General features: G+C 63.5%; 8 protein-coding genes. 7 read left to right on the top strand and 1 reads right to left on the bottom strand.

Translation table 11 applies throughout. From position 1 onward, the window contains the following. A partial coding sequence (locus B384_RS21080; RefSeq protein WP_237715268.1) for a hypothetical protein occupies nt 1-217 on the bottom strand: 217 nt, incomplete at its 3' end. A gap of 76 nt (nt 218-293) precedes the next feature. On the opposite strand from B384_RS21080, the gene rplU reads away from it, so the two are divergent. The 7 genes from rplU to nadD all read left to right on the top strand — a co-directional run bounded on the left by rplU (nt 294) and on the right by nadD (nt 6,155). Beyond that, nucleotides 294-602, top strand: coding sequence for a 50S ribosomal protein L21 (gene rplU / locus B384_RS0108330; protein WP_019482657.1), 309 nt, complete (start codon nt 294-296; stop codon nt 600-602). Between the two features lie 35 nt (nt 603-637). Next, nucleotides 638-898: a 50S ribosomal protein L27 gene (gene rpmA, locus B384_RS20120; protein ID WP_081743419.1), complete on the top strand. Its 261-nt coding sequence runs from the start codon at nt 638-640 to the stop codon at nt 896-898. 116 nt (nt 899-1,014) lie between these two features. Further along, nucleotides 1,015-2,670, top strand: coding sequence for a GTPase ObgE (obgE, locus tag B384_RS0108320; protein ID WP_019482655.1), 1,656 nt, complete (start codon nt 1,015-1,017; stop codon nt 2,668-2,670). Nucleotide 2,671: 1 nt separating this feature from the next. Beyond that, nucleotides 2,672-3,811 (top strand): glutamate 5-kinase, encoded by a 1,140-nt coding sequence (gene proB / locus B384_RS0108315; RefSeq protein ID WP_019482654.1) that lies wholly within the window; start codon nt 2,672-2,674, stop codon nt 3,809-3,811. 9 nt (nt 3,812-3,820) lie between these two features. Continuing rightward, nucleotides 3,821-5,104, top strand: coding sequence for a glutamate-5-semialdehyde dehydrogenase (locus B384_RS0108310; protein ID WP_019482653.1), 1,284 nt, complete (start codon nt 3,821-3,823; stop codon nt 5,102-5,104). A 93-nt stretch (nt 5,105-5,197) separates the two neighbouring features. Continuing rightward, nucleotides 5,198-5,446: a hypothetical protein gene (locus B384_RS0108305; protein WP_019482652.1), complete on the top strand. Its 249-nt coding sequence runs from the start codon at nt 5,198-5,200 to the stop codon at nt 5,444-5,446. Nucleotides 5,447-5,534: 88 nt separating this feature from the next. Beyond that, nucleotides 5,535-6,155 carry a nicotinate-nucleotide adenylyltransferase gene (nadD, locus tag B384_RS0108300; RefSeq protein WP_019482651.1) on the top strand — a complete coding sequence of 207 codons (621 nt, stop codon included), beginning with the start codon at nt 5,535-5,537 and terminating at the stop codon, nt 6,153-6,155. Nucleotides 6,156-6,159 lie beyond the last annotated feature (4 nt).

Below are 6,159 nucleotides of genomic sequence, written 5' to 3'. Positions count from 1 at the left end.
CCGGGACGCAACGGTGACGCCTGCCAAGGATGAGCCGATGATCCTCGGTGTAGGGGTTCCAGCGTCCGAGTTGTAGCCGCAAGCCGGGCACGCGACGCGCCCACACACCGGGGGATTTGCAGGAAACCGCCGAACTGGCGTAATCTTGATCTTCGGTGCGTTCGCCTTCTAACCGGTTATCCGGGGCGTCGATGCACAGCGTCAGCGGTAGGACCAAAGTAGTTCGGTTTGCCGGTGTAAGTACGCACACAGTAGTTTTCCAAGCATAGTTGTCGAGAGAAGTGAGTTCCCAAGTGGTGTACGCGATTGTCCGCGCAGGCGGCCGCCAAGAAAAGGTTTCCGTGGGAGACCTCGTAACCCTTGACCGCGTCACCGGTAAGGCCGGCAGCAGCTTTCAGCTGCCCGCCCTCCTTCTGGTCGACGGCGACAAGGTAACCTCAGCAGCAGACGACCTGGCAAAGGTCGCCGTGACTGCCGAGATCATTGAGAATCTTCGTGGACCGAAGATTGTCATCCAGAAGTTCAAGAACAAGACCGGCTACAAGAAGCGCCAGGGTCACCGTTCAGAGCTGACCCGCGTCAAGATCACAGGCATCAAGTAACCTCTTCGTTCTTTATCAAAAGGTAGGCAAAGCAGATGGCACATAAGAAGGGTGCGAGTTCCACTCGCAACGGTCGCGATTCAAACGCCCAGTACCTTGGCGTCAAGCGGTTCGGTGGACAGGTTGTCAAGGCCGGCGAAATCATCGTCCGCCAGCGTGGCACCCACTTCCACCCCGGCGCTGGCGTTGGCCGCGGCGGAGACGACACGCTGTTCGCGCTGGAGGCTGGCTCGGTTGAGTTCGGCAGCCGTCGTGGGCGCCGCGTTGTCAACATCGTCGGCGCAGTCGCAGAGTAGTACCTGCGCACTAAGCATTAGGCAGTGAGGTGGGGTGAGCCGATCCGGCTCGCCCCACTTTCTTTTTAAGCCGGGATAGACTCGGCATCAATTCACAATTTACTAAGGAGTTCAACGTGGCAAGCTTCGTTGACCGAGTGGTTCTGCATGTGTCGGGCGGTACCGGCGGTCACGGCTGCGTTTCCGTCAAGCGGGAAAAGTTCAAGCCATTGGGTGGCCCCGACGGCGGTAACGGTGGCGACGGCGGCAGCGTGATTCTCCGCGTCGACTCACAGACCACCACCCTTCTGGACTACCACCACGCACCACACCGGCACGCCACCAACGGCGGCAACGGCATGGGCGACTGGCGTGGCGGTAAGCAGGGCGAAACCCTGATCCTGCCGATGCCAGACGGCACAGTCATCAAGACCAAGGATGGCGAAGTACTCGCCGATCTGGTCGGCGAAGGCGCCGAGTTCATCGCTGCCTCCGGTGGCCAGGGTGGGCTCGGGAACTCCTCGCTCTCCTCCCAGAAGCGCAAGGCGCCAGGCTTCGCCCTGCTCGGCATTCCCGGCGACGCCCGGGACATCGTGCTGGAGCTGAAATCCATTGCTGATATCGCTTTGGTGGGGTTCCCCTCCGCTGGCAAGTCAAGCCTCGTCGCAGCGATGTCCGCGGCTCGTCCCAAGATTGCCGACTACCCATTCACCACGCTGGTGCCGAACCTCGGAGTCGTCGAATCGGGCGACGTCCGGTACACCATCGCCGACGTGCCCGGTCTCATCGAAGGGGCCAGCGAAGGCAAGGGCCTGGGCCACAACTTCCTGCGCCACGTCGAACGTTGCGCCGCCCTGGTCCATGTCCTCGACTGCGCCACCCTGGAATCTGACCGCAACCCCCTGAACGACCTCGACATTATCGAGCGCGAGCTGGAGAAATACGCGGTGGACATGAGCTTCGCCGGCCCGGATGGCGACGTCGTGCCCCTGAACCAACGCCCCAAACTGATTGCCCTGAACAAGGTCGATGTGCCGGACGGAAAGGACATGGCGTCCTTCGTCAGGCCCGAGCTTGAGGCCCGCGGCTACCGCGTGTTTGAGGTGTCCGCGTCCAGCCACGAAGGACTGCGGCAACTCGGGTTCGCGATGGGCGAGATTGTGTCCGCAGCCCGCGCCGAGCTGAAGGCCGCCCCACCCAAAATTGTGCCCCCAGTACTGCGCCCCCGTGCCGTCAACTCGCGCGGCTTCATCATCCGCAACGAGGAGAAGAACCTGCTGCCGTTGTTCCGGATTCTCGGCGAGAAGCCGGAGCGTTGGGTCAAGCAGACCGACTTCAACAACGACGAGGCGGTTGGCTACCTGGCCGACCGGCTCGCGAAGCTCGGCGTGGAAGAGCAGCTCTTCAAGAGCGGCGCCAAGCCCGGCGACACGGTGGTCATCGGCGAGGATGACGGCGTCGTCTTCGACTGGGAGCCGACCATGATGGGCGGGGCCGAGCTTCTGGCGTCGCCACGCGGCACCGACATCCGTCTCGCGGAGTTCGTCCGGCCTACCCGCGACGAGAAGCGCGAGGACTACCAGGACCGCAAGGACGCCCGCGCGGCGGCACGGCTCGACCTTGAGACTGAGCGTAAAGCCGGGATCTGGACGGAATCGGTCAACTACAAGACCCGGACCTCCCCGGGTACCACTATCGAGACATCCCAGGCTGTCCCGGACAAGGCCGGAGACGAGGACGCACCGGGGGATAACCCTGCGCCAGCCTCAGATAGCGAAGAAGCCGGACGCTAAGGTGACGACGAGTATAAAACGGCCCCTGAAAACCCGGTCCGGTCTGGCGAAGGCCAAGCGGATCGTCGTGAAGGTGGGGTCGTCGTCTCTGACTTCCATCACCGGCGGCCTGTCGGAGGAAGCCCTCGTGTCGCTCTCCAACACCCTGGCCGCCCGGAGGAACGAGGGCACCGAGGTCATCCTGGTCTCCAGTGGTGCCATCGCTGCGGGTCTGGCGCCCCTCGGGTTGAAGCGCCGCCCCAACCAGTTGTCTTCCCAGCAGGCTGCGGCGAGTGTGGGGCAGGGCCTGCTGATGGCGCGATACACCGCGGCGTTCGGGGCTCACGGCGTGACAGTCAGTCAGGTGCTGCTGACCGCTGAGGATCTGATCCGACGCGGCCACTACGCCAACGCCCACCGGGCGATGGAGCGGCTACTGAACTTCGGCGTCGTCCCGATCGTGAACGAGAACGACACCGTTGCAAGTCACGAAATCCGGTTCGGTGACAATGACCGGCTGGCCGCCCTGGTGGCTCACCTGGTGAAAGCCGACGCTCTGGTGCTGCTGTCCGACGTCGACTCCCTCTACGACGGTCCGCCGAAAGATGGTGCGCAACGGATTCCCGAGGTGCGCGGACCCGTTGACCTTGAGGGCGTCGAAATCGGCCGCACCGGCAAGGCCGGCGTCGGAACCGGCGGCATGGTCACCAAGGTTGAAGCGGCAACGATTGCGGCGAGCTCGGGTATTCCCGCCCTCGTCACCTCGGCCGAGAATGCCGCCGCCGCGTTGGCAGGGGACGACGTCGGTACCTGGTTCAGCACCAACGGCCGCCGGAAGCCCATCAGGCTGTTGTGGCTCGCCCACCTGGCGGACATTCGGGGCACACTCACCCTCGATGATGGTGCGGCGAAAGCCGTCGGGGAGCGCCGTCGTTCGCTGCTACCGGCGGGAATCGTGTCAGTTGGCGGGGACTTCGAAGCCGGTGATCCGGTGGCGATGACGGACACCAGCGGTGCGGTGGTGGCCCACGGGCTGGTCAACTACAGCTCGTTCGAACTTCCGAGGATGCTGGGCCGGACCACCCGTGAGCTGTCCAAGGAACTCGGGCGGGAGTATGAGCGGTCGGTTGTCCACGTCAACGATCTGGTGGTCCTTCGTTAGACTGGAGCAATGACTTCAGTGACCGAACAGCAGACAGATGTGACAGCCGCAGTGCACGCGATCGCTGATCGCGCGCGCGAAGCAGCCCGTCAGGTGGCGGCCGCAAACAGGGCCACCAAGGACAGGGCCCTGCTCGCGGTGGGTGCTGCCCTCGTCGCCAACAGTTCAGCGGTCCTTGCAGCCAACGCGTTGGATGTTGAAGCGGGACAGGCCAACGGCACCTCCACGGCGCTCCTGGACCGGCTCAGCCTCACCGGGGAGCGGATCGAGGGGCTTGCGACGGCGTTGCAGAACCTGGCTGGTCTCCCAGACCCCGTGGGGTCGGTGGAGCGGGGCCAGACCCTCCCCAATGGGGTGCGGATGCGCCAGATTCACGTGCCGCTCGGCGTCGTCGCCGCCATCTACGAGGCCCGACCCAACGTGACCGTCGACATTGCCGGGCTTGCTCTCAAGAGTGGTAACGCGGTTATCCTGCGCGGCGGAAGCGCCGCGGCACACACCAACGCAGCGCTGCTCGGCATCATCCGTGACGCACTGGTCAGCTCGGGACTGCCCGCCGATGCCGTGCAAAGTGTTGATGACTACGGACGCGAAGGCGCCAATGTGCTGATGAAGGCACGCGGTCGGGTGGATGTTCTGATTCCGCGGGGCGGCCGTGAGCTGATCCAGACGGTCGTCACCAACTCTGCTGTGCCGGTGATCGAGACTGGCGAGGGCAACGTCCACATTTACGTCGACCGGAGTGCCGACCCCGCGATGGCCGTGGACATCCTGTTGAACGCCAAAACCCAGCGACCCAGTGTCTGCAATACCGTGGAGACCCTCCTCGTACACCGCGATGCGGGTGCAACCACGGACGTCCTGAAGGCCTTGGCCTCTGCCGGGGTGCGGCTACATGCAGATCAGCGCACCCTGGACAGCCTGCCCGACGGCGTCACCGCCGACCTCGCCACAGACGACGACTGGGCCCGCGAATACATGGACCTTGATCTTGCGGTCGCGACAGTGGACTCGATGGAGGAGGCCATGGCACACATTCGCCAGTGGACCTCAGGACACACCGAGGCCATCATCACGAATGACCTGGGCAACTCAGAGCGGTTCATCGCCGGCATCGACTCGGCCGCAGTGATCGTAAATGCGTCAACCCGTTTCACCGACGGCGCCGAACTGGGTTTGGGTGCCGAGGTGGGCATCTCCACCCAGAAAATGCATGCGCGTGGTCCGATGGGGCTGCGGGAACTGACGACCACCAAGTGGATCCTGCAGGGTGATGGTCAGGTCCGGTCCTAGGACCACGTCGCGAAGCGCGTAACATGGTAGGGAACCTATCCACCGGTTGGTGCTGACCGGTACGCCATTACTTTGATTTCTAGGGGAGAATTTATGCTTTCTCAGCTTCTCAACGCCACACTCGTCGCCAGCGAGACTGGCGGGGGCCACGGGGGACACGTCGAACTGCCGATGGACCCGGTGTTGTACGGCGTCATCATCATGGGCGCGCTGGTTGCCTTGATGTTTGTCACTCTCGCCTTCTCGAGCCTCGGCAACCGCCACGAGGCAGTTGAAGAGCACGCCGATCCCCACAAGCAGCACCCCAACAAGCACGACCACGGCGAAGCCTCACACCGCTAGTAGCGGGGCGGGGAAGGTAGCTAAGTCGCGCCAAGTGAATCCAGCTGACAGAGCACACCCGGACGGAAGTCCGTGGCGCCTAGGCGTCATGGGCGGAACCTTCGACCCTATTCACCACGGACACCTGGTGGCTGCGAGTGAAGTCGCAGCCGTCTTCAACCTCGACGAGGTGGTGTTTGTACCGACCGGGCAGCCGTGGCAGAAGGCCGAACGTGAGGTCAGCGCCGCCGAGCACCGGTACCTGATGACCGTGGTCGCGACAGCTTCCAATCCCAGCTTCACGGTGAGCAGGGTGGATATCGACCGCCCCGGTCCCACCTACACGATCGACACCCTCCGGGATCTGAAGGCCGAACGGCCGGAGGCGGAGCTGTTCTTCATCACCGGGGCCGACGCGATGGCGCAGATTCTGTCCTGGAAGAACGCTGATGAACTCTGGTCGTTGGCCCATTTCGTCGGTGTCACCCGGCCCGGCCACGAACTCGATGGCAAGGGCAGGGATGTGAGTTTACTGGAGGTGCCCGCGATGGCCATTTCCTCCACCGATTGTCGACGGCGAGTCGCCGCCGGCGATCCAGTCTGGTACCTGGTGCCGGACGGCGTGGTGCAGTACATCGCCAAGCACGGACTGTACCGCGACGCCTCAAGGCCTGTTGAACCACTTGAACCACACGTTTCACACGACGACATAAGATCTACTACTGGGTGAGAAA

It is taken from the genome of Arthrobacter sp. TB 23 (assembly GCF_000294595.1).
In the GTDB taxonomy this organism is placed as follows: Bacteria; Actinomycetota; Actinomycetes; order Actinomycetales; family Micrococcaceae; genus Arthrobacter_D.
This window is presented reverse-complemented; position numbering and strand designations above follow the sequence as displayed.

Coding starts and splice junctions, on each gene's coding strand:
- rpmA (WP_081743419.1), top strand. CDS start 638: ATGGCACATAAGAAGGGTGCGAGTTCCACTCGCAACGGTCGCGATTCA.
- B384_RS0108310 (WP_019482653.1), top strand. CDS start 3,821: ATGACTTCAGTGACCGAACAGCAGACAGATGTGACAGCCGCAGTGCAC.
- B384_RS0108305 (WP_019482652.1), top strand. CDS start 5,198: ATGCTTTCTCAGCTTCTCAACGCCACACTCGTCGCCAGCGAGACTGGC.
- nadD (WP_019482651.1), top strand. CDS start 5,535: ATGGGCGGAACCTTCGACCCTATTCACCACGGACACCTGGTGGCTGCG.